Source organism: Roseateles sp. P5_B10 (assembly GCF_056400485.1).
In genome coordinates, this window is the sequence record NZ_JBFULE010000035.1 from 1 (window position 1) to 20,621 (window position 20,621).

General features: G+C 67.4%; 17 protein-coding genes. 15 read left to right on the forward strand and 2 right to left on the reverse strand.

The annotated features are described in order from the left end of the window. Together xylB and AC1DU6_RS04595 are read right to left on the reverse strand one after the other, a co-directional pair. Nucleotides 1-1,257: xylulokinase (gene xylB, locus AC1DU6_RS04590; protein WP_477856185.1), on the reverse strand; the 1,257-nt coding region annotated here is incomplete at its 3' end. After that, nucleotides 1,257-2,489 carry an ROK family protein gene (locus AC1DU6_RS04595; protein WP_457325502.1) on the reverse strand — a complete coding sequence of 411 codons (1,233 nt, stop codon included), beginning with the start codon at nt 2,487-2,489 and terminating at the stop codon, nt 1,257-1,259. The genes xylB and AC1DU6_RS04595, both read right to left, overlap by 1 nt. Before the next feature lie 172 nt (nt 2,490-2,661). On the opposite strand from AC1DU6_RS04595, the gene AC1DU6_RS04600 reads away from it, so the two are divergent. From AC1DU6_RS04600 to AC1DU6_RS04670, 15 genes are all read left to right on the forward strand, one after another. Next, nucleotides 2,662-4,185, forward strand: coding sequence for a tryptophan halogenase family protein (locus AC1DU6_RS04600; protein ID WP_477856186.1), 1,524 nt, complete (start codon nt 2,662-2,664; stop codon nt 4,183-4,185). A gap of 80 nt (nt 4,186-4,265) precedes the next feature. Continuing rightward, entirely contained in the window at nt 4,266-6,548 is a 2,283-nt protein-coding gene (gene yicI / locus AC1DU6_RS04605) for an alpha-xylosidase (protein ID WP_477856187.1), read from the forward strand. A gap of 67 nt (nt 6,549-6,615) precedes the next feature. Continuing rightward, entirely contained in the window at nt 6,616-6,741 is a 126-nt protein-coding gene (locus tag AC1DU6_RS04610; protein ID WP_268795236.1) for a hypothetical protein, read from the forward strand. Further along, a complete protein-coding gene (locus tag AC1DU6_RS04615; protein ID WP_457322699.1) occupies nt 6,738-7,112 on the forward strand; it encodes a hypothetical protein in 375 nt (124 codons plus the stop codon). The genes AC1DU6_RS04610 and AC1DU6_RS04615 overlap by 4 nt, the downstream gene beginning before the upstream one ends. A gap of 24 nt (nt 7,113-7,136) precedes the next feature. Further along, nucleotides 7,137-8,672 carry a hypothetical protein gene (locus AC1DU6_RS04620; RefSeq protein WP_477856188.1) on the forward strand — a complete coding sequence of 512 codons (1,536 nt, stop codon included), beginning with the start codon at nt 7,137-7,139 and terminating at the stop codon, nt 8,670-8,672. Further along, the gene (locus AC1DU6_RS04625) at nt 8,669-9,982 is read left to right on the forward strand and encodes an MFS transporter (protein WP_082532456.1); all 1,314 of its coding nucleotides are present in this window, start codon (nt 8,669-8,671) and stop codon (nt 9,980-9,982) included. The genes AC1DU6_RS04620 and AC1DU6_RS04625 overlap by 4 nt, the downstream gene beginning before the upstream one ends. Further along, entirely contained in the window at nt 9,982-10,728 is a 747-nt protein-coding gene (locus AC1DU6_RS04630) for a polysaccharide deacetylase family protein (protein ID WP_457322697.1), read from the forward strand. The genes AC1DU6_RS04625 and AC1DU6_RS04630 overlap by 1 nt, the downstream gene beginning before the upstream one ends. Nucleotides 10,729-10,749: 21 nt before the next feature. Beyond that, on the forward strand, nt 10,750-11,910 hold the full coding sequence (locus AC1DU6_RS04635; RefSeq protein ID WP_457322696.1) for an alpha/beta hydrolase family protein: 1,161 nt from the start codon (nt 10,750-10,752) through the stop codon (nt 11,908-11,910). Nucleotides 11,911-12,032: 122 nt separating this feature from the next. After that, complete coding sequence (locus AC1DU6_RS04640) at nt 12,033-14,363, forward strand: bifunctional salicylyl-CoA 5-hydroxylase/oxidoreductase (RefSeq protein WP_477856189.1); 2,331 nt, start codon at nt 12,033-12,035, stop codon at nt 14,361-14,363. Next, nucleotides 14,360-15,094: an SDR family NAD(P)-dependent oxidoreductase gene (locus AC1DU6_RS04645; RefSeq protein WP_457322694.1), complete on the forward strand. Its 735-nt coding sequence runs from the start codon at nt 14,360-14,362 to the stop codon at nt 15,092-15,094. The genes AC1DU6_RS04640 and AC1DU6_RS04645 overlap by 4 nt, the downstream gene beginning before the upstream one ends. Further along, on the forward strand, nt 15,094-15,576 hold the full coding sequence (locus AC1DU6_RS04650) for a MarR family winged helix-turn-helix transcriptional regulator (RefSeq protein WP_457322693.1): 483 nt from the start codon (nt 15,094-15,096) through the stop codon (nt 15,574-15,576). The genes AC1DU6_RS04645 and AC1DU6_RS04650 overlap by 1 nt, the downstream gene beginning before the upstream one ends. Further along, on the forward strand, nt 15,573-16,412 hold the full coding sequence (locus AC1DU6_RS04655; protein ID WP_477856190.1) for an enoyl-CoA hydratase family protein: 840 nt from the start codon (nt 15,573-15,575) through the stop codon (nt 16,410-16,412). The genes AC1DU6_RS04650 and AC1DU6_RS04655 overlap by 4 nt, the downstream gene beginning before the upstream one ends. 1 nt (nt 16,413) lies before the next feature. Next, nucleotides 16,414-17,547 (forward strand): acyl-CoA dehydrogenase family protein, encoded by a 1,134-nt coding sequence (locus tag AC1DU6_RS04660; RefSeq protein ID WP_457322691.1) that lies wholly within the window; start codon nt 16,414-16,416, stop codon nt 17,545-17,547. A gap of 3 nt (nt 17,548-17,550) precedes the next feature. After that, nucleotides 17,551-19,149, forward strand: a complete 1,599-nt coding sequence (locus AC1DU6_RS04665) for an AMP-binding protein (protein ID WP_477856191.1) — start codon at nt 17,551-17,553, stop codon at nt 19,147-19,149. Nucleotides 19,150-19,179: 30 nt separating this feature from the next. Then, complete coding sequence (locus AC1DU6_RS04670) at nt 19,180-20,346, forward strand: ABC transporter substrate-binding protein (RefSeq protein ID WP_477856192.1); 1,167 nt, start codon at nt 19,180-19,182, stop codon at nt 20,344-20,346. Nucleotides 20,347-20,621 lie beyond the last annotated feature (275 nt).

Consider the following 20,621-nt stretch of genomic DNA (forward strand, 5'->3'; position numbering starts at 1 on the left):
GTCGACCTGGAGTGCGTCGGCGATCAGCTGGGCCCAGAAACGGCTGCGCGAGCCGCCGCCCACCAGCGACAGCTGGTGCACCTCGGTGCCTGCCGCCCGCAGCGCGTCCAGCCCATCGGCCAGCCCGAAGGCCACGCCCTCGAGCACGGCATAGGTGCAGTCGGCGCGATTCGTCTGCGCCTTCAGGCCATGGAAGACGCCGGCTGCAAACGGGTCGTTGTGCGGCGTGCGCTCGCCGGCCAGGTAGGGCAGGAAGATCGGCGCGTGGTCTGAGGCGCTGACTGCGCTGTCATTTGATGAAAGTTCAGCCAGCAAGGGGGCTTCATCGGCGCCGACGAGCTGGCAGAACCAGCGCAGGCAGCTGGCGGCCGACAGCATCACGCTCATCTGGTGCCAGCGTGCGGGAAGCGCATGGCAGAAGGCGTGCACGGCYGAGGYCGGGTTGGGCCGGTAGCGGTCGTTGACGACGAAGAGCACGCCCGAGGTGCCCAGCGAGATGAAGCCATCACCSGGCTGCGTGGCGCCGATGCCGATGGCGCTGGCCGCGTTGTCGCCGGCGCCACCGGCGACGACCACCTCCGCGCCCAGGCCCCAGGCCTTGGCGAGTTCGGGCTTGAGCACGCCGCTGGGCTGGCTGCTCTCGACCAGGCGSGGCATCTGCGCGCGCGTCAGGCYGCAGGCGCCGAGCAGTTCGTCGGACCAGTCGCGCCGTGCCACGTCCAGCCACAGGGTGCCGGCGGCGTCCGACGGGTCGGAGACCTTGTCGCCGGTCAGCTGCAGGCGCAGCCAGTCCTTGGGCAGCAGCACGCTGGCCACCCGCGCGAAGACTTCGGGCTCGTGCTTCTTGACCCACAGCAGCTTCGGGGCGGTGAAGCCGGGCATGGCGAGGTTGCCGGCGATGTCGTGCAGGCGCGGCGCGGCGGCCGTCAGCTCGTCGCACTCGGCGTGGCTGCGGCCGTCGTTCCACAGGATGGCCGGGCGCAGCACCGCGTCGTCAGCGCCCAGCAGCACCGCGCCGTGCATCTGGCCGGACAGGCCGATGCCGCGCACGGCGGCAAAGGCCATCGGATGGGCGGCGCGCAGCTTGGCAACGGCGGCCTCGGTGGCCTGCCACCAATCGCTCGGCGCCTGCTCCGACCACAGCGGCTCAGGCGCCGACAGCGTCAGCGCGCTGCCTGCCGTGCCGACGATGTGGCCTTCACCGTCAAGCAGCAGCAGCTTGACTTCGGAGGTGCCGAGATCGATGCCGAGGAACATCAAGCGGACTCCTCGCTGATGCTCTCGCCCACAGCCGTCACCGCGCCGGGCAGGGTAGGCCGGGTCAGGCGGTAGCGGGCCAGCGCGGCCGCGCCGACGGCGACGGCATTGGCGCCGAACAGCGAGGTGCGCACGCTCGGCGGTGGCAGGCTGGCCGCTGCGGCGTAGTCGAGCAGCGTGTCCAGCGCTGGCTTCAGGAAGGGCTCGCCCAGTTCGACGACCGAACCGCCCAGCACGATGCAGGCGGGGTCGTAGGCGGTGGCCAGGTTCTGCAGCAGCACGCCGAGATAGCGGCCGGCGGAACTCACGGCCTTCAGCGTGTGCGCGTCCTCGTCGACGAGATGGGCGCGTACTTCGGCCAGCGAGCGCAGTGTCGTGCCATCCTCACTGCCGCCGAGCATGGCGCGCGTCGCGATCAATGCTTCGGCGCAGCCGCGTCGGCCGCAGGAGCAGCGTGGCCCGTTGAGCTGCAGCACCATGTGGCCCACCTCACCGGCGAAACCGCGGCTGCCGGTGAGCAGGCGGTCGCCGACGATGACGCCGGCGCCCAGGCCCTGGTTGATGGACACATACAGCAGCGGGTCCGACGTCGGCGCGGAGTTGAACTCCATTTCGCCCAGGGCCGCCACATCGGCTTCGTTCTGTATGAAGAGGGGTACGCCAGCGAGCGAAGTGTCTTGCAGCTTTTCGCTGAGCAGGGCACCAAAGGGAATATCGCGCCAGCCCAGGTTGGGCGCGAAGTGCAGCACGCCGCGCGCCTCGTTGACGCCACCGGGCAGGCCCACGCCGATGCCCAGGATCTGCTGGCCGGCATCCAGCTGCTTGCGCAGCTTGAGCAGCGCCGTGGCGAGGCTGGCGATGCAGGCCTTGGCTGTGCGGTTGGCGCTGTAGTGGGCGACGGTCCAGGCCAGCACCTCGCCGGTCAGCGAGGTGGCGACGACGCGCACGGATTCGATGCCGACCTCGGCGCCGAGCAGCACCAGCCGGGCGGGATCGATGAAGAGGGGGGTGGGGCGGCGGCCCAGGTCGCCGGTCGCGACGACCTCGCGTTCGGCCAGCCAGCCTTCAAGAATCAGTTCGCGCACCAGCAGGCTGACAGTGGACTTCGTCAAGCCGACGGCAACGGCCAGGTCGGCACGCGACAGCCCCGGATTGGCACAGAGATGTCGCACCAGCGCCATGCGATTGATGACCTTGAGCAGCTGTTGGCTGCTTGCGGCTTCGGCCTGCATTTGTCTCCTAGTCCTGCCCATGCTTATGACGGGCTTGGTGCCATATTAGTTCGGCCGTCGTACGAAGTAAATACGGTAAAAGCCCCTAGCGCGACACAGCCCGACTCGCCGAAGATCGCGCCGCCCGCCGGTCCTGTGGTGAGGCTCCATAAAAACTGGCCCAGAGACAGCCATGTCCGATCCCTCCATCCGCAAGATCGTCATCGTTGGCGGCGGCACCGCCGGCTGGATGGCGGCTGCGCCGCTGGCTCAGCGCTTTGCGCAGGCCGGCCAGGGCGCCTGCGAGATCGTGCTGATCGAGTCGCCCGACATCGGCACCATCGGCGTCGGCGAGGCCACGCTGCCGCCCATCCGCGCCTACAACCAAACTTTGGGCCTGGACGGCGCCGAGTTCGTCAAGCGCACCCAGGGCAGCTTCAAGCTCGGCATCGAGTTCCGCGACTGGGGCCACGTCGGCCATCGCTTCTTCCATGGTTTCGGGGACTTCGGCCCGGCCATCGACGCGCGCGCGCCCTGGCAGCACTGGCTGCGCTTGCAGCGCCAGGTCGACGGGCTGCCCAGCTACGAGGACTGGTCAACGTCCACCGTCATGGCCAGGCGCAACCGCTTCACGCCCCCCGAGGGCGGGGCGCCGTCGGCGGCCAATGCCTATTCCTTCGCCTACCACTTCGACGCCGGCCTGTACGCCGCCTTTCTGCGCGAGTACGCGATGGCGCGCGGTGCCCAGCGCATTGAAGGGCTGATCGTCGATGTCGAGCTGCGCCCCGGGGACGGCTTCGTTGCTGCGGTCAAGCTCAAGGACGGCCGCCGCATCGATGGCGACCTCTTCATCGATTGCTCGGGCTTTCGCGCCTTGCTGATCGGCGGCGCGATGCAATCGCCCTTCGAGGACTGGAGCGCGCTGCTGCCCTGCAACAGCGCCCAGGCCGTGCCGAGCGAGCGTGTCGAGCCGCTGACGCCCTACACGATGTCGACCGCCAAGGCGGCGGGCTGGCAGTGGCGCATTCCGCTGCAGCACCGCACCGGCAATGGCCATGTCTATTGCAGCCAGTTCATCAGTGACGATGAAGCCGCCAGCACGCTGCTGGCCGGGCTGGACAGCAAGGCGCTGGACACGCCGCGCCAACTGCGCTTCACCACTGGCCGGCGCAAGCAGGGCTGGGTCAAGAATGTTGTCGCCATCGGCCTGGCTTCAGGCTTTCTGGAACCGCTGGAGTCGACCAGCATCCAGCTCATCATGGACGGCGTCGGCCGCCTCATCCAGTTCTTCCCGGACAGGCAGTTCAAGCCCCACCTGGCGGCCGAGTTCAACCGGCGCATGGCCCTGCAGTACGAGTCCATCCGCGACTTCATCGTGCTGCACTACAAGCTGACCGACCGACGCGACGCCGAGCTGTGGCGCTACTGCGCGGCCATGCCGATCCCGGACACGCTGGCCCACCAGATCGAGCTCTTTCGCAGCGCGGGCCGTGTTGCCATCCTCGACCCCGACGGCTTTGCCGAGCCGTCGTGGGTGTCGCTCTTCTTCGGCCTGGGCCTGCGGCCCGAGAGCTACGACCCGTTCGTCGACCACATCGACCCCGAGGCCCTGCTGCAGCACTTCGTGCGCCTGCGCCAGGCCATCACACACACCGTGGGCGGCATGCCCGAGCACGGCGACTACGTCGCGCGCCACGTCAAGGCGCCTTCAGCCTAGGAGACCCGACAGACCAACCAAGCAAGAGGGGCCGGCACACCTGCCGGCCGACCGGAGACAACAAGGAAGATTGATTCATCATGAAGTTCACTGACGGACAGTGGATGCATCAGCCGGGCGTGGCCGCACATTACGCGGCCGAGGCCTATGCGATCGAAGTCCACGAAGACCGCCTGGTCGTGCTCGCCACGACCCGCCCCATCAAGCACCGCGGCGACACGCTGCARGGCCCSACGCTGACCGTGACGCTGAGCTCGCCGCTGCCCGGCGTCATCCGCGTCAGCGTCGAGCACTACRCCGCATCCAGCGCGCCGCGCCTGCACATCCCCATGCCCGGCGCCGGCAAGCATCCAGTGCAGATCGACAACGGYGACRCCMAGGCCACGCTGACCWSSGGCGCSMTYTCKGTCGACGTCAARAAGGGCGAMGGCTGGAGCCTGACCTTCCGCGARGGCGACCGCGTGCTGACCAAGAGCGACTGGCGCGGCCTGGGCTTCATCCAGTGGGCCGGCAAGGACGGCCTGGTGCGCCACCACGTCCACGACCAGCTGTCGCTGGGCGTGGGCGAGAACGTCTACGGCCTGGGCGAGCGCTTCACGCCCTGGGTCAAGAACGGCCAGATCGTCGAGAACACCAACAAGGACGGCGGCACCGCCTGCGAGCAGGCCTACAAGAGCGTGCCCTTTTACCTGACCAACCGCGGCTACGGCGTGCTCGTCAACGAGGCCGGCCCCGTGTCCTTCGAGGTCGGCTCGGAGAAGGTCGCCCGCGTGCAGTTCAGCCGCGAGGGCGAGAGCCTGGACTACTGCGTCATTGCCGGCCCCACGCCCAAGGAYGTCGTGGGCCGRYTGACAGCGCTGACAGGCCGCGCMCCGCTGCCCCCGGCCTGGAGCTTCGGCCTGTGGATGACGACCTCGTTCACCACGCAATACGACGAGGCCACCGCCACCCACTTCATCGACGAGATGGCGCGCCGCGAGCTGCCGCTGGCGGTGTTCCACTTCGACTGCTTCTGGATGCGCGAGTTCCAGTGGTGCGACTTCGCCTGGGACCCGCGTGGCTTTCCCGAGCCCGAGGCGATGCTCAAGCGCCTGCACGCCAAGGGCCTGAAGATCAGCCTCTGGATCAACCCGTATGTGGCGCAGAAGTCGCCGCTGTTTTCTGAAGGCGTGAAGCACGGCTACTTCATCAAGAGAACCAACGGGCTGACCTTCCAGACCGACCAGTGGCAGCCCGGCATGGCCATCGTGGACTTCACGAACCCGGCCGCCAAGGCCTGGTACCAAAGCCACCTGCGTCGCCTGATCGCGCAAGGCGCCGACTGCTTCAAGACCGACTTCGGCGAGCGCATYCCGAGCGAAGGCGTGACCTACTTCGACGGCTCCGACCCCGTCGAGATGCACAACCTGTACGCGCTGCAATACAACCAGGCCGTCTTCGAGCTGCTCGAAGAAGTGCAGGGCMSCGACGCCATCGTCTTCGCSCGCTCCACSTATGCCTCCGGCCAGCGCTTCCCGGTGCACTGGGGCGGTGATTGCTGGAGCACGTTTGAGTCGATGGCCGAGAGCCTCAGGGGCGGCCTGTCGCTCACAAGTTGCGGCTTCGCCTTCTGGAGCCATGACATTGGCGGCTTCGAAGGCAACCCGCCSCCGGCCGTCTACAAGCGCTGGATCCAGTTCGGCCTGATGTCCTCGCACAGCCGCCTGCACGGCAGCAGCAGCTACCGGGTGCCATGGCTCGTGGACGAAGAGAGCTGCGACGTGCTGCGCGCATTCACGCGGCTCAAGCACCAGCTCATGCCGTATCTGTACGCCAAGGCGCATGAGGCGACGCAGACCGGCGTGCCGCTGATGCGCGCCATGCTGATGGAGCACCCGCAGGACCCGGCCTGCGCGACGCTGGACCGGCAGTACCAGCTCGGCGAAGCATTGCTSGTSGCRCCSGTSTTCACSGAGRGCGGCGAGGTGGACTTCTACCTYCCMGAAGGSAMGTGGACGCATCTGCTSAGCGGCGAGAAGCGCGAAGGYGGCCGCTGGCAYCGCGAGGTGCATGGYTTCCTGTCCATGCCGCTGTACGCCGCGCCGAACAGCGTCATCGCCTGGGGTGCCGAGACCGAGAAGCCAGACTACGACTACGCCCGCGGCACGGTGCTGCGCGTGTTCGAGCTGGATGACGGCGCCAGCGCGGCCTTCACGGTCGTGGGCGCGGACGGCAGCATTGCGGCGCGTGGCACGGTSAGCCGAAAGGGCGGGCAGTACACGGCGCAGGTCWSCGAGGGYGCGCTGCGCGATTGGGGGCTGGAGGTGGACGGGCGGCGCAGTSCKGTGCWGGCTGAAGGCGCCTCGCTGAGCTGGACGGCCTGACCGGTTTCTGGCCCTCGAGCCGGTGGACGCTCAGGCGTCCACCGGTTCATTGCTTGATGGAGTGACGATGGCTGTGCGTCGTGTTCGAGACCTGCTGCTGATCGCCCGCACGCCTTCACGCGTCTACGCCAAAGGCGTGACACTGAACGTCAACGGCGCTGCCGACTGCATCAACTGGATCGTCTCACCATGAGTCCCCATCTCCGCTGCTTCGTCGCGACCGGCCTGCTGGCCAGCGGCCTTGCGCGTGCCTGGGGCGATGTGAAGGGCTTGGCATGGGTAACCCTAGCCCAGCACCGCATGCGCCTGAGTCAAAATGACAGCGTTGTCGTTCAAACCTGTGTGATGGAGCTTGCTGATGAACTGGTTGCCCGCTGGCGGGGCTCGGCCTACCGCGTGGGCGTGCAGGCCAAGGACTATGTCTGGGGCAGCAATGCCGTGCAGCCGGCGCGGTCCTATCCGGACCATTTCTGCAGCTATGCCAGCAACGAGGTCGCCGTCAACTGGAATGCGCCGCTGGTCTACGTGTCGGCGGCGCTGCAGGCGCTGACGCCGCGGGCCTGATAAGGCAGGCCGGGAGAGCAGAGGATGCACCACCGCAGATGGTTGGCGACGCTGCTGCTGGGCCTGCTGGGCTGGAGCCCCTTGGCCTGGTCTGCGTCATGGGTGCTGGCCGAGAGCCCGCATTTCCGCATGCTTGCCCAGACGTCCAAGCGCACGGCCGAGGGCAGGCTGCAGGATCTCGAACGCCTGCACGAGGCCATGCTGCTGACCCTTGGCGCCAGCCAGGGCCTGGCGCGCCCGCCCTTTCCCATCGTGCTCAGCGACGACCCCGACCTCATTGCCCGGGTCCAGCCCTATCTGCGCAACCGTCGCCTGGCGGGGCTGTTCGTTTCGGGCAGCGATGGCGCCCAGGCTTTCGCGGTCAACCATCTCTGGTCGAAGGACTTCACCGGCCAGGTGCTCTTCCACGAGTACGCGCACCGCGTGATGGCTCAGTACGCCCGCATGGCCTATCCCGTGTGGTATGTCGAGGGCTACGCCGAGTACTTCGGCGCGACGCGCATCGCCCCGGACTCGATCGAGATCGGCGCGTTCAATCCCTCGGCCGCGATCCTGGCCCAGCGCCCCTGGCTGCAGCCGGCCAGGCTGCTCAAGCCGAGCTTCCAGTCCACCGGGGACAAGGACATTGACGACAGCTTCTTCGGCGTCTTCTACGCGCAGTCCTGGCTGCTGACCCACTACGTGCTGTCCAAGACCGAGCGCGTCCAGCGCTTCAACGAGTACTTCCGCCGTGTCGCGGCCGGGGAGGACGCGCTGACGGCGCTGGAGCCCGCCACAGGCATAGCGCCCAGCCGCCTGAACAGTGAGCTGCGCAGGCATCTGGACAACCTGTATGTGGCGCAGATCCCGGGTGGCGCGCCAGCCGCGGTGCGCACTACAGAGCTGCCCACCGAGCAGGCCGAGGCCGAATTCGACGGCATGGTCATCGCCTCGCGTCCTGAAGCCGAACATGGCAAGGCCGTCCTGGCCCGTCTGCAGGCGAGCGTGAAGAAGGCCGGCGGCGACCGTGCGCCCGATGTCATGCGCTGGGCGCTGGCGCATGCCGAGATCCGCTATGGCGAGGCGGAMAAGGCCTTGCAGATCCTTGCTCCGTGGGCCCAGCAGGAAGCACCGCCCTTTGAAGCCAACCGCCTGCTCGGCTGGGCCTGGCAGGCTGTGGCCGCACAGGCGAACGGCGCCGAACGCACCCAGGCACTGGAACAGGCGCGCGCCTGGCTGATGGCAGCCTACAAACAGCGCCGCAACGATGCACCCACGCTGTATCAGCTGGCCCGCGTGCTCGGCGTCAAGGGCGTGAGCCCCAGCATGACCAACGCGGCAGACGCCGCCAGCGTGCTGGAGCCCCAGGTTGGCGACTACGTCTACCTCGCCGTCTGGGCGCATCTCGAATCCGGCAACCGCGACAAGGCCCYGCGCGGCCTGCAGTCGCTGGCCAGCAACCCGCACGGCGGCGAGGGCACCGACAGGGCCCGGGCCGCGCTCCAAGCCCTGCAATCCAATCAAGAGGCGTCTGACGTCCTCGCCCTGCTGAACGGCACCAAGAAGCCCACCCCACCATGACTCAATCCATTCGCCACCCATTGACCTGGGTGCCCTCGCTCTACCTCGCCATGGGCCTGCCCAATGTGATGGTGGGGGTCGTCGCGGCCATCATCTACAAGAACCTCGGCATCTCCAACGAGGACATCGCCCTCTACACCTCGCAGATGTACCTGCCCTGGGTGCTCAAGCCCCTGTGGGCGCCCCTGCTGGAGGCCTACCGCAGCAAGCGCTTCTGGGTCATCAGCATGGAGTTCACGATGGCGGCGGCCCTGGGCCTGGTGGCGCTGTGCCTGCCGATGGAAGGCTTCTTCAAGCTCTCGCTGGCCTTCTTCTGGATCGTCGGCTTCGCATCGGCCACGCAGGACACCTGCGCCGACGGCGTCTTCATGACGACCGTCTCCAAGACCGACCAGGCGCGCTACTCGGGCCTGCAGGGCATGTGCTGGAACATGGGCGCCGTGGTCGCCTCGGGCCTGTTCGTGTCGCTGACGGGCTATCTGCACAACCACATGGCCATGAGCTGGGTGCAATGCTGGGTCATCGTCGTGCTGATCGCCGCAGCGTCCATGGCCCTTTTCGGCTTGTGGCATGTGCGTGTGCTGCCGCCGGGTGCGCCGTCCACGCTGCATGGCCAAGGCCTGAGCGGCGGCCTGACCGCCACGGCCGAAGCCTGGGTCACCCTCTTCCAGAAGCCGCAGATCTGGATGATGCTGGCTGTCATCTTCTTCTACCGCTTCGGCGAAGGCTTCATCGAGAAGTTCGGCCCGCTCTTCCTGCTCGACAGCATCGCTGCCGGCGGCCTGGGGTTGGACAACGAGTCGCTGGGCCACATCAACGGCACGGTCGGCACGCTGTCCTTCATCGCCGGGGCCTTCCTGGGCGGCTTCTTCGTCGCCAAGCGCACGCTGCCGCGCAGCTTCTTCACGCTGGCCCTGGTGCTCAACATCCCGCACCTGACCTATTTCTACCTGGCCCAGTCGATGCCGACGGACACGACCACCATCGCGGCCATCGTCTGCATCGAGAAGTTCGGCTTCGGCATGGGCTCGGTCGGCCACATGCTCTACATGATGCAGCAGATCGCCCCGGGGCCCTTCCGCATGGCGCACTACGCGATGGCCACCGGCGTGATGGCGCTGACCAAGTGGGGCACCGGCAGCGTCAGCGGCCTGCTGTGGAACTACGTCAATCACCAGTACGTGAGCTTCTTCGGCTGGGTGCTGATCTTCTCCATCCCGCCCGTGGTGCTGGCCTGGCTGGCGCCCTTCCCGCATGACCACGAGGAGGCGGGCGAGTTTGGCGAACCCGCCGCCGTGGCCGGCCACTGATGAGCCTGCTGCTGGCCATGGCCCTGGCCGCCGCCACATCCGGCCAGCCCGCCCAGCCCGCTCAACCCGCCTGTGCGGCCGATGCGCTGGGCACGTCGCGCACATTGACGTTCAAGCGCGAGGGCGCGGCCTGGGGCAAGGCGCAACATGCGGCGCTGCCAGGGCTGGCGCCGAAGGAGGTCGTGCTGACCTTCGACGACGGCCCGCGGCCCGAGTCCACACCGCTGGTGCTAAAGGCCCTGGCCGACCAGTGCGTGAAGGCCAGCTTCTTCATGAACGGCGAGCCCATGCGCGCCCACGCCGCCCTGGCCCGCCAGGTGCGCGACGCCGGCCACAGCGTCGGCATGCATGGTTTCCAGCATCTGGCATTCGGTCAGCTGCCCGCACCGGCGCAGATCGCCGACCTGGATGCCATGGTGGCTGCCTACCGTGAGGTGCTGGGCAGCGAGCCGGCGGCCTATCGCTTCCCCTTTCTGGCGGAATCGCCCGTGCTGATGGCCGCGCTGCGCGAGCGCGACATCACCGTCATGTCCGTCGACGCCGGTGCCGAGGACTGGCTGCCCGACCAGACGCCGCAGATGCTTGCGACCAAGCTGCTGGGCCAGCTGGCCAAGAGCGGCGGTGGCATCGTGCTGCTGCACGACGTTCAGGACCAGACGGCGCGGGCGTTGCCATTTTTGCTGCAGTCGTTGAAGGCCACCGGCTATCGCGTCGTGCACTTGCGCTGGGACGACGTGCCGCGCTGATCGCCCTCCAAAAGGAATCCCATGTCTCGCCTGCTGGCCCGATTGCTTCTTCTTCTGGCCACCGGGGGGCTGGCGTGCGCCCACGCTGCCGACTTCGTCGCCCCTCCCGGCCCGTACGCGGTCGGCAGCACCAACATGGCGGTCGCCACCAGCGCCGCTGGCGACCGGCCGCTGGTGGACTATCTCAACGGCAAGGTCGACGGCTCGCGCAGCCTGTACGTCGATGAACTGCTGAGCCGCCGCGACGCCGCACAGCTGCTCAAGGTCACCGTACCGGCCAACGAATCCGGCGCGGGGGCGCTGGCCGGGCAGCAGCTGCCACTGCTGCTCTACGTCCTGTATCCCACCCGCGCCGACAACGCCCGGCCGAACTACGCCTTCCCCTACAAGGACACCGGCGACAACGTCTTCCCGCACATGCAGGCGCCGGGCGAGCGGCCGGTTTTTGCAGACCCGGCAGCCAAGTACCCGCTCATCGTCTACTCGGGCGGCTACAACACCCACGGCCTCTGGCATCTGGCCCACCTCAAGCAGCTGGCCTCGCACGGCTACATCGTCGTCGACATCTTCCATGGCGATGGCCGCGTCAGCGGCTATGCCGAACCCGTGGCCCTGCGCCGGGTGGCCTTCAAGGCGGCGCTTGACCATGTGCTCAGCCACCCTGACTTTGCCGGCGCGGTGGACACGGCCCGCATCGGCGCCTCGGGCGCCAGCGCGGGCGGCCAGACGGTGCTGGCGATGCTCGGCGGCGCCGACCCGGCTGTGCCCGGGCAGTCCTTTCGCGACGCCCGCCTGAAGGCCGGCTTCGGCCTTGTGCCCTTCCTCGGCGCCAGCTTCGGCATCTGGCCCTTCCAGACCCATGCCTGGTCCTTCGGCCGCGACTTCAGCGGCCTTGCCCAGGTCAAGACGCCGTTCTTCGCCGTCTATGCCGAGAAGGACGGTTCGGTCTCGCCCGGCAGCGTCAAGGCCGGCGTGCGCCGCCTGGGCGGCCCGGCCTGGGCCGTCGAAATGCCGGGTGAGGGCCACCTCCTCAGCGGGCCTGCCGAACAGGAAGCCACCGCCTGGGAGCTGCTGTTCTTTGACGCCTATCTGCGGGACAACGCGGCGGCCCGGGCGCACCTCGCCGATGTCAAGCCTCTAGCCGGTGGGCGCGGCACCGTCAACTACAGCAAGCCGCGCTGACGCCGTCGCGCCGCCCCTCCCCACCGCTTCAAGCTGCGGGTTTGTCCGTGGGGTTGCAGTCAAGATAAATGCTTGACGTTTGAACTATCGATTCCTAAAGTGCTACGCAGAAGGGGCATCCCATGCGTATCACCTGTGTCGGCGGCGGACCCGCTGGCCTGTATTTCGCGCTGCTGATGAAGAAGGCCGACCCGGCCCACCAGGTCAGGGTGCTGGAGCGCAACCGCGCGGGCGACACCTTCGGCTGGGGCGTCGTGCTGTCGGACCAGACCGTGGATGCGCTGCGCGAGGCCGACGCCGAGACCGCTGAGCAGATCAGCGAGGCCTTCAACCACTGGGACGACATCGCCGTCCACTTCCGCGGCCGCAGCATCGTCTCCAGCGGCCACGGCTTCTGCGGCATCGGCCGCAAGAAGCTGCTGAATATCCTGCAGGCGCGCTGTGAGGCGCTGGGCGTGGAGCTGGTCTACGAGACCGACGTGCTGGATGACGTCGACATCGACGCCGACCTCATCATCGCCGCCGACGGCCTGAACAGCCGCATCCGCCAGAAGTACGCTGCCACCTACCAGCCCGACGTCGACCTGCGTGCCTGCCGCTTCGTGTGGCTGGGCACCACCAAGCTCTTCGACGCCTTCACCTTCGACTTCCAGCAGACCGAATGGGGCTGGTTCCAGGCGCACGCCTACCGCTTCGACGCCACGCACTCGACCTTCATCGTCGAGGCGCCCGAAGACGTTTGGCGCGCCGCGGGCTTGGAGGACATGAGCAAGGAAGACGGCATTGCCTTCTGCGAGAAGCTCTTCGCCAAGGTGYTGGATGGCCACCCGTTGATCTCCAATGCCAGCCACCTGCGCGGCTCGGCGTCGTGGATCCGCTTCCCGCGCGTCGTCTGCAAGACCTGGGTGCATCACAACGGGCGCGCGCCGGTTGTGCTGATGGGCGACGCCGCCCACACGGCGCACTTCTCCATCGGCTCGGGCACCAAGCTCGCGCTGGAGGACGCCATCGACCTGGCGCGAGACATCCATAACCACGGCGACCTGCCAACGGCGCTCGACGCCTACCAGGCCACGCGCAGCATCGAGGTGCTGCGCATCCAGAACGCGGCGCGCAACTCCACCGAGTGGTTCGAGAACGTCGAGCGCCATGCGCGCCTGGCGCCGGAGCAGTTCGCCTACTCGCTGCTTACGCGTTCCCAGCGCATCTCGCACGAGAACCTGCGCCTGCGCGATGCGCGCTATGTGGGCGAGTTCGAACGCTGGCTGGCGGCGCAGAGCGGTGTCGACGCCCAGGTGCCGCCGATGTTCACGCCCTTCAAGCTGCGCGGCGTCACGCTGAAGAACCGCGTCGTCGTGTCGCCGATGGCGCAGTACAGCTGCGAGGACGGCATTCCTGGCGACTACCACCTGGCCCACCTCGGCGCCCGTGCGTTGGGCGGTGCCGGCCTCGTTTTTGCGGAGATGACCTGCGTGTCTCCGGACGCGCGCATCACGCCGGGTTGCCCGGGACTGTGGAACGACGGCCAGGGCGCCGCGTGGCAGCGCATCGTCGAGCATGTGCACACCCACAGCAGCGCCAGGATCGCCATGCAGCTCGGCCACGCCGGCCCCAAGGGCTCGACATGCGTGCCCTGGGAGGGTGAAGACCAGCCGCTGCCCGACGGCAACTGGCCGCTGATCTCGGCCTCGCCGCAGCAATACCTGGATGGCATCAGCCAGGTCGCGCGGGCGATGACGCGCGCCGACATGGACCGCGTGCGCGAGGACTTCGTCAACGCCGCTCGCCGCGCCGCCGATGCCGGCTTCGACTGGCTGGAGCTGCACTGCGCCCACGGCTATCTGCTGTCCGCCTTCATCTCGCCGCTGACCAACCACCGCGACGACGACTACGGCGGCTCGCTGGAGAACCGGCTGCGCTATCCGCTCGAAGTCTTCACGGCGCTGCGCGAGGTCTGGCCGCTGGACCGGCCCATGTCCGTGCGCATTTCGGCTCACGACTGGGTGCCGGGCGGCACGACGCTCGAGGACGCAGTCGCCCTCGCTGCCGCATTCAAGGAAGCGGGCGCCGATCTCATCGACGTGTCGTCCGGCCAGGTCAGCAAGGCGCAAAAGCCCGTTTACGGMCGCATGTTCCAGACGCCGTTCGCCGAKAGCATCCGCAACCGCGTCGGCATCGCGACCATGGCCGTCGGCGCCATCTCCGAGGCTGACCACGTCAACAGCATCATCGCGTCGGGGCGCGCCGACCTCTGCGCCATCGCGCGGCCGCACCTGGCCAATCCAGCGTGGACTTTGACCGAGGCCGCGCGCATCGGCTACCGCGGGCCCATCGGGCTGGAATGGCCCAAACAGTACCTGTCCGGCAAGAGCCAGCTGGAGCGCGAATTCGAGCGCCAGCGCTCGGCAGGCGTGGCCGCAGCCGAGCAGGCGAACAAGGCGTTGGGCGTATGAAAAAACATGCAGTTGTGACGGGTGGCGGCAGTGGCATCGGCGCGGCGGTGGCGAAGCGGCTGCTCGCGGACGGTTTTCGCGTCACGCTGATGGGGCGCAGTGAAGATCGCCTGCGCAGTTCACAGGCGGCATTGGGTGATGTAGCCATCCAGATCTGCGACGTCGGCAACGAGGACAGCGTCACCGACGCCTTCGCCGCCGTGGGCGATGTGGACATCCTCGTCAACAACGCCGGCCAGGTCGAGACGGCGCCGCTCGCCCGCACCTCGCTGGAGCTGTGGCAGCGCCTGCTCAACGTCAACCTCACCGGCAGCTTCCTGTGCAGCCGCGCGGTGCTGCCCGGCATGCTGTTGCGCAAGGAAGGTCGCATCATCAACGTGGCCAGCACGGCGGCGCTCAAGGGCTATGCCTATGTGGCGGCCTACTGCGCGGCCAAGCATGGCGTGCTGGGACTGACGCGGGCGATGGCGCTGGAAGTGGCGGCCAAGGGCGTGACGGTCAACGCGGTCTGCCCGGGCTACACCGAGACCGACATCGTCGCGAATGCCGTCGACACCATCGTCGCCAAGACCGGCCGCACGGCCGAGCAAGCGCGCACAGAGCTGGCCAAGGTGAACCCGCAGGGCCGCTTGATCCAGCCCGAGGAAGTGGCGGACACCGTGGCATGGATCGTCGGCAACGGCGCCATCAACGGCCAGGCCATTGCCGTCTGCGGCGGGGAGACGATGTGATGTCGGCCACCGAGTCCGATCTCGAAACGCGTCTTTCGGAAGACGACCACCAGGCCCTCAGGCTCTGGCTGCGCCTGCTGTCCTGCACAACCCGCGTGGAAGACCAGATCCGCCAGCGCCTTCGCGCCGATTTCGGCACCACGCTGCCGCGCTTTGACCTGCTCGCCCAGCTCGAGCGTCATCCCGACGGGCTGACGATGCGCGAGCTGTCCAAGCGGCTGATGGTGACGGGCGGCAATGTCACCGGCATCACCGACCAGCTCGAAGCCGAAGGTCTGGTGCTGCGCGAGACCCGCGCCGACGACCGCCGCAGCTTCATCGTCAAGCTCACGCCGCAGGGCCGCCGCCAGTTCAAGCGCATGGCCGCCACGCACGAGGGCTGGATCGTCGAGCTGTTTGCCGGCTGGACGCCCGCGCAGAAGACCCAGGTCCACGAGCTGCTCGCGCAGCTGAAAACCCATTTGGCCAAGGATGCCGCATGACCCCCTATCTGACTTCCGGCAACAGCCAGAGCCTCGCCGGCTACAGCCCCGAGCACTTCGTCTGGCAGCAGCAGGGCGCCGTCGGCGTCATCACGCTGAACCGGCCCGAGCGCAAGAACCCGCTGACCTTTGAGTCCTACGCCGAGCTGCGCGACCTGTTCCGCCGGCTGAGCTATGTCGATGACGTGAAAGCCATCGTCATCCAGGGCGCCGGCGGCAACTTCTSSTCGGGCGGYGAYGTGYWCGAGATCATCGGYCCGTTGACCGGCATGAGCATGCCCGACCTGCTGGCCTTCACGCGCATGACGGGCGATCTGGTGAAGGCCATGCGTGCCTGCCCGCAACCCATCGTCACGGCCATTGACGGCGTCTGTGCCGGTGCCGGCGCCATCATGGCGATGGCGTCCGACCTGCGCGTCGGCACCGCACGCAGCAAGACGGCCTTCCTGTTCACCCGTGTGGGCCTGGCCGGCTGCGACATGGGTGCCTGCGCCATGCTGCCGCGCATCGTCGGCCAGGGGCGGGCGTCGGATTTGCTCTACAGCGGCCGCAGCCTGGGTGGCGAAGAGGCGCTGTCCTGGGGTTTCCTGAACCGCTTGATCGCGCCCGAGCAACTGTTGAATGAAGCGATGACCTGGGCTGGCGAGATCGCCTCAGGCCCGAGCTTCGGCCACGCAATGACCAAACGCATGCTGCATCAAGAGTGGTCCATGGGCGTGGACGAAGCCATCGAGTCCGAGGCGCAGGCCCAGGCCATCTGCATGATGACCAAGGACTTCCATCGAGCCTACGAAGCCTTCGTGGCGAAGCAGAAGCCGGTCTTCCAAGGGGATTGAGATGGAGCATCTCGACTGGCCCTTCTTCGACGCCAAGCACCGTGAGCTGGTGAATTCGCTGGACGCCTGGTGCACCGCGAACCTGCATGTCGATCATCACGCGGATGTCGATGGGCAATGCCGCAGCCTCGTCGCCCAGCTCGGCGCTGCCGGCTGGCTGAACCACGCGGTGGCCGGTGAAGGCCAGGCCATCGACACCCGCGCCATCTGCCTGATCCGCGAGACGCTGGCCAAGCATGACGGCCTGGCTGATTTCGCCTTTGCGATGCAGGGCCTGGGCTCGGGCGCCATCTCGCTGCAGGGCACGCAGGCCCAGAGCGAGCGCTATTTGCCGCGCGTGGCGCGTGGTGAGGCGCTGTCGGCCTTCGCGCTGTCTGAGCCCGAAGCTGGATCGGATGTCGCGGCCATGCAGTGCAGCGCCACCGAAGACGGCGACAGCTATCTGCTGAACGGCGAGAAGACCTGGATCTCCAACGGCGGCATCGCCGACTTCTATGTGCTGTTCGCGCGCACGGGTGAAGCGCCAGGCTCGCGTGGCCTCAGCGCGTTCATCGTTGATGCAGGACTTCCGGGATTTGAGATTGCCGAGCGCATCGACGTCATCGCACCGCACCCGCTAGCCCGACTGCGCTTCACCAATTGTCGCGTCGCCAAGTCGCAGATGCTTGGTGCACCGGGCGACGGTTTCAAGCTGGCCATGCGCACACTGGACGTGTTTCGCACCTCGGTCGCAGCCGCGGCCCTGGGCTTTGCCCGCCGCGCGCTGCAGGAAGGCCTGGCTCAGGCCAAGGCCCGCCCCATGTTCGGCGCCCGCCTGGCCGATCTGCCGCTCACGCAAGCCAAGCTGGCCGACATGGCCTGCACCGTGGACTCGTCCGCGCTGATGGTCTACCGCGCCGCCTGGCTGCGCGACCAGGGTCGGACCATCACCAAGGAAGCCGCGATGGCCAAGCTGATGGCCACCGAGGGCGCTCAGCGGGTCATCGACGCTGCGGTGCAGCTCTTCGGCGGCCGCGGCGTGCGTCGGGGCGAGATCGTCGAATCCCTCTACCGGGAAATCCGTGCGCTGCGCATCTACGAGGGCGCCAGCGAAGTGCAGCAACTGATCATCGGCCGCGAACTGTTGAAGGCCTGAACCATGCATCCATCGGCCCACCTGGATACCTTCGCAAGAGACCACCTCCCGCCGCAGGACCAGTGGCCGGAGCTGGTCTTCGATCTGCCCGAACTGCAGTTCGGCCCCAAGCTGAACGCGGCGACCGAGCTGCTGGACCGCTGGGTGGAGCAGGGCGATGGCGACCGACCCTGCGTGCAGGGCGCCGGCGTGAGCTGGACCTATGCCGAGCTGCAGGCCGAGGCAAACCGCATCGCCAACGTGCTGGTCAACGAACTCGGCGTCGTGCCCGGCAACCGGGTGCTGCTGCGCGGCGCGAACACGCCGCAACTGGCGGCCTGCTGGTTTGCCGTCATCAAAGCCGGTGCGATTGCCGTTGCGACCATGCCGCTGTTGCGCGCGGTTGAGCTGGGCAAGGTCATCGCCAAGGCCGAGGTCACGCATGCACTGTGCGACGCCGCGCTGGCCGACGAGCTGGCGGCAGCGCAGTTGCAGAACCCGCTGCTGCGCGGCATCTGCCACTACCGCAGCAACGAGCCCGATGGCCTCGAAGCCCGCGCGGCGCGGCAGCCCGCCACCTTCACCAACGTCGATACCGCCAGCGACGACTGCGCGCTGATCGCTTTCACGTCGGGCACCACGGGCCAGCCCAAAGGCACGATGCACTTCCATCGCGACATCCTCGCGATCTGCCGCTGCTGGCCGGTGCACTGCCTGCGTGCCCAGGCCAGCGACGTTTTCATCGGCAGCCCGCCATTGGCCTTCACCTTCGGCCTTGGCGGCCTGTTGCTGTTCCCGATGAGTGTGGGCGCGTCGGCCGTGCTGCTTGAAAAGCCCGCGCCCGATTTGCTGCTCGCTGCAGTTGCGGCGCACCGCGCGACGGTCTGCTTCACGGCGCCGACGTCCTATCGCGCGATGGCGCCGATGGTGGCGCAGCACGACCTCTCGTCCCTGCGCAAATGCGTCAGCGCAGGCGAGGCCTTGCCCGCCGCGACGCGCGCGCTGTGGAAACAGGCGACGGGCATCGAACTGCTCGACGGCATCGGCGCGACGGAGCTGCTGCACATCTTCATCTCCCATACCGAAGAGACGGCCAAGCCCGGCGCGACCGGCAAGCCCGTGCCTGGCTACCAGGCCTGCATCCTCGACGATGGTGGCCAGCCCCTGCCGGCGGGCAAGGTCGGCCATCTCGCCGTCAAGGGCCCGACGGGCTGCCGCTATCTCGCCGACGAGCGCCAGCACCAGTATGTGCAGGACGGCTGGAACCTGACCGGTGATTCCTACCTGATCGACGCCGATGGCTACTACGTCTACCAGGCCCGCACCGACGACATGATCATCTCGGGTGGCTACAACATCGCCGGCCCCGAGGTCGAGGCCGCGCTGCTCAGCCACCCGGCGGTGGCCGAATGCGGCGTCATCGGCGTGCCCGACGAAGAGCGCGGCCAGCTCGTGAAAGCCTTCGTCGTGCTGCGCGCGGGCCATGCCGGCGACGTGAAGGCGTTGCAGGACCACGTCAAGGCGACCATCGCGCCCTACAAATATCCGCGTCTCATTGAGTTCCGCGAGAACCTGCCGCGCACCGAGACGGGCAAACTGCAGCGCTTCAAGCTCAAAGCCTGACCGCCCCTTTTTCTCATGGAGACCCTGCGCATGAAGAAGACTTTTGCCGCCATCACCCTCGGCCTTGCCTTGCTCCCCGCGGCCCAGGCCGCCGACAAGCTCAAGGTCGGCTTCCTGAGCACATTGTCCGGCCCCGGCGCCGGCCTGGGCGTAGACATCCGCGATGGCTTCGCGCTCGGCCTCAAGCACAGCGGCGGCRAGTTCGGCGGCCTGCCTGTCGAGATGGTCACGGCCGACGACCAGCAGAACCCCGAGGTCGCCAAGCAGAGCGCCGAGCGCCTCATCAAGCGCGACAAGGTCGACTTCATGACCGGCATCGTCTTCTCCAACGTGATGCTGGCCGTCGGGCCGTCGGTGTTCGACGCGAAGATCCCCTACATCAGCGCCAACGCCGGTCCGTCGCAGTACGCCGGCGAGCAATGCAACCCGTATTTCTTCAACGTTGCCTGGCAGAACGACAACCTGCACGAGGCCGTGGGCAAGACTGTGACGGAGAAGGGCTTCAAGAAGCTCGTGCTGTTGGCGCCCAACTACCCGGCGGGCAAGGACGCGATGACGGGCTTCAAGCGCTACTACAAGGGCGCCGTCGTCGAGGAGATCTACACCAAGCTCGGGCAGCTCGACTACGCCGCGGAGCTTGCGCAGGCTCGCGCGGCCAAGCCGGATGCGATGTACATCTTTCTGCCCGGCGGCATGGGCATCAACTTCATCAAGCAGTTCGTCGGCGCGGGGCTGTCCAAGGATGTGACGCTGTTCGGGCCTGGGTTCTCTGCGGATGAGGATGTCATCAAGGCGGTGGGCGAGCCGATGCTGGGCATGTTCAACAGCTCGCATTGGGCGCATGACATGGACAACGCGGCGAACAAGAAGTTCGTGGCTGATTTTTTGAAGGACTAYGGAAGGTTGCCGTCGCTGTATGCGAGCCAGGGGTATGACGCGGCGTTGTTGATGAATGCAGCGGTGAGGGATGTGAAGGGGAAGGTCGAGGACAAGCCGGCGCTATTGAAGGCGATCAAGGTGGCGAAGTTCGAGTCGGTGCGTGGGGCGTTCAAGTTCAATCGGAATCAGTACCCGATTCAGGATTACTACTTGCGGGTGATCACGAAGGATGGGCAGGGAAGGGTGACGAACCGGACGTTGGGGAAGATCTTCACGCAGCATGAGGATGCGTATGCGGCCTCTTGCAAGATGAGCTGAGGGCTGTTTTGTCGCAGCATGGGTTGACGTACAGGCCCAGCCGGGATTTCGTCCCGGCGGCCGACCTACTTTTTGCGCCGCCAAAAAGTAGGCAAAAAGCTCTCCCCTGCRAAACCGCCCGGCRKAGCCGGGTSYCCTGCGATGCTCGAARCCCGGGGCCGCGCCCAACTCACTTCGCTACGCTCCGTTCAAACAAAGGGGCGCGAAGTCAGAGCTTGAGGCTCGCTGCGCTCGCGCCCCGGGCTTCTGCGCTTCTCGGCGGTTTAGAAGGGGAG

Excerpts from the sequence above, each read along its gene's own strand:
- AC1DU6_RS04595 (WP_457325502.1), bottom strand. The coding sequence starts at position 2,489 with ATGCAGGCCGAAGCCGCAAGCAGCCAACAGCTGCTCAAGGTCATCAAT.
- AC1DU6_RS04630 (WP_457322697.1), top strand. The coding sequence starts at position 9,982 with ATGAGCCTGCTGCTGGCCATGGCCCTGGCCGCCGCCACATCCGGCCAG.
- AC1DU6_RS04610 (WP_268795236.1), top strand. The coding sequence starts at position 6,616 with ATGGCTGTGCGTCGTGTTCGAGACCTGCTGCTGATCGCCCGCACGCCT.
- AC1DU6_RS04625 (WP_082532456.1), top strand. The coding sequence starts at position 8,669 with ATGACTCAATCCATTCGCCACCCATTGACCTGGGTGCCCTCGCTCTAC.
- AC1DU6_RS04635 (WP_457322696.1), top strand. The coding sequence starts at position 10,750 with ATGTCTCGCCTGCTGGCCCGATTGCTTCTTCTTCTGGCCACCGGGGGG.
- AC1DU6_RS04665 (WP_477856191.1), top strand. The coding sequence starts at position 17,551 with ATGCATCCATCGGCCCACCTGGATACCTTCGCAAGAGACCACCTCCCG.
- AC1DU6_RS04645 (WP_457322694.1), top strand. The coding sequence starts at position 14,360 with ATGAAAAAACATGCAGTTGTGACGGGTGGCGGCAGTGGCATCGGCGCG.
- AC1DU6_RS04650 (WP_457322693.1), top strand. The coding sequence starts at position 15,094 with ATGTCGGCCACCGAGTCCGATCTCGAAACGCGTCTTTCGGAAGACGAC.
- AC1DU6_RS04615 (WP_457322699.1), top strand. The coding sequence starts at position 6,738 with ATGAGTCCCCATCTCCGCTGCTTCGTCGCGACCGGCCTGCTGGCCAGC.
- AC1DU6_RS04660 (WP_457322691.1), top strand. The coding sequence starts at position 16,414 with ATGGAGCATCTCGACTGGCCCTTCTTCGACGCCAAGCACCGTGAGCTG.
- AC1DU6_RS04600 (WP_477856186.1), top strand. The coding sequence starts at position 2,662 with ATGTCCGATCCCTCCATCCGCAAGATCGTCATCGTTGGCGGCGGCACC.